Source organism: Candidatus Methylacidiphilales bacterium (assembly GCA_025056655.1).
Classification (GTDB): domain Bacteria; phylum Verrucomicrobiota; class Verrucomicrobiia; order Methylacidiphilales; family JANWVL01; genus JANWVL01.
Genome location: JANWVL010000174.1, coordinates 1 through 1,888, shown reverse-complemented (window position 1 = coordinate 1,888; position 1,888 = coordinate 1). Strand labels below are relative to the sequence as shown.

The window sequence follows — 1,888 nt, the reverse complement described above, 5'->3', positions numbered from 1 at the left end:
AGCAGAAAAGAAGCGGCTTGGGGAGGGGGTGGGCTTGCATGAAGCTAGCGGCTGGCGGGGGTATCGCACGGAAGGCGATGTGATTCACATGGGCGCAAGGCTGTATCATTATCCCACCGCGCGCTTCCTCTCCGCCGATCCCCTCGGCCACGCCTCAGATATAAGCCTCTACAGTTACGCGAATAATGATCCGGTGAATGGCGTGGATCCGACGGGACGGCATTCGAGCGGGTTGACGAGTGGGATCTCTGGTTTTAATTCGACGCAGATAGGGAATCAAATGAGTTATGTCTTAAGAGGGATTCAATTAGAATCTCAGCTTCGTATAGAAAAAGCTCAACTTGCATCAGCAGTTTATTATAATGATGGCGGAGTGAGTGCCGGAGCGATTCCTTCTAATTATAGTTTGATTACAAAGTATGATTTTCCTGATTCAGGATTATTTGCTGCAAAGTATCTAGACAATTCTACTGTGAAATTAATCTAGTATTTAGAGGGACTGAAAATCACAATTTAAAAGATTGGATCAGCGGCAATATTTCAGGAAAACAATATACCCAAGCTCTATCAATACCGAGCTATGCTGTCGATATAACTATAGGACATTCTCTTGGAGGCGGATTAGCTCAACATTATGCGATAGCTAACGATATTCCTAATTCAGTTACATTTAATTCTGCTGGATTTATGTATGTGAGTGTTCCAGCAATTCAGAGAGGTCTTAGGGATATAGCTACATCATCTAACAGCTCAATTCCGCAGTCTATAACAAATTATACTGTAAGTGGGGAGATATTGACGAGCGTGCAATAAGGAAGCGGTCTTTTAAATTATTTAACAAATTGGTGGCTTCCAAATCCAAGGGGGGAACAAGTTATCCTTAATCATGTAGATGAATCTCAAAATAGCTGGGATAGACATTTTATGGATTCTGTAATTAAATCTTTACAAACAGAGCAATCGCTGATAAATTTCATGTATGGGATACTGAAATACTAGAAAACTAGTAACGCATGAATACTAAATTTGCAATCACTTTCTTACTAGGATTAATTTTAATTCCAATTCCTTCTGCATATATAGTTTTTACTCTATTTCAATATCTTTCAAGAAAAGATCAACAAAAAGAAATCCGAGAAGATTTAATATGTCTATTGAATTTTGGCTATACGTTATCTATATTTTTTTTTATTCCGCTTTTAAATATATTAGTGTGGGGTATAGCCATTATAGTCCTTGTAATTTCTGTTTTAACTAAAAAAAATAATATTATAGATAAATTATCTTTAAAGTTCATAAAATCATCATCTAATAGTAAAAACTATCAAATAAATATATGCAAGCATTATTTTATATATTCAATAATTGGTATAGTAGCCTTTTTTCCATTTTTAAGTTTTTTTTACTGCCCATGCATTAATTGATATATGTGATTGTTCAATTCGTATGGCATCCGGCGGTTTTGGCGTAGAATCCCCATGTTTATTCTTAGGTCAAGATATAAGTGATCTATTGAGCTTAATGATTTTTAGCATGATATTTTTCCCTGGAACGTATTTTATTGCACTTATTATTGGTATATTATATTCAATCTATATATATAGAAAATTTGTTTAAAAATTCAACGGATTCTAATTCAATAAAGTTTTTTATTCCGAAAGAAAAGTTTAAGTGAAAAAAACTCGGTATCTGGGTTACAGTCCCTCGCGCGAAGCAGTAAAGAAGCGGCTTGGGGAGGGTGTGGGCTTGCATGAAGCTAGCGGCTGGCGCGGGTATCGCCTCGAAGGCGACGTCATTCACATGGGGGCGAGGCTTTATCATTATTCCACCGCCTGTTTCCTCGCCGCCGATCCCCTCGGCCATGCCTCAGATATGAGCCTCTACAGAT

General features: G+C 37.7%; 2 protein-coding genes. Both read left to right on the top strand.

The window, feature by feature from the left end; translation table 11 throughout:
* A partial coding sequence (locus NZM04_11115) for an RHS repeat-associated core domain-containing protein (GenBank protein ID MCS7064564.1) occupies positions 1-487 on the top strand: 487 nt, incomplete at its 5' end.
* A 1,184-nt stretch (positions 488-1,671) separates the two neighbouring features.
* Positions 1,672-1,888, top strand: a 217-nt coding sequence (locus NZM04_11110; protein MCS7064563.1) for a hypothetical protein, incomplete at its 3' end; no start/stop codon positions are given.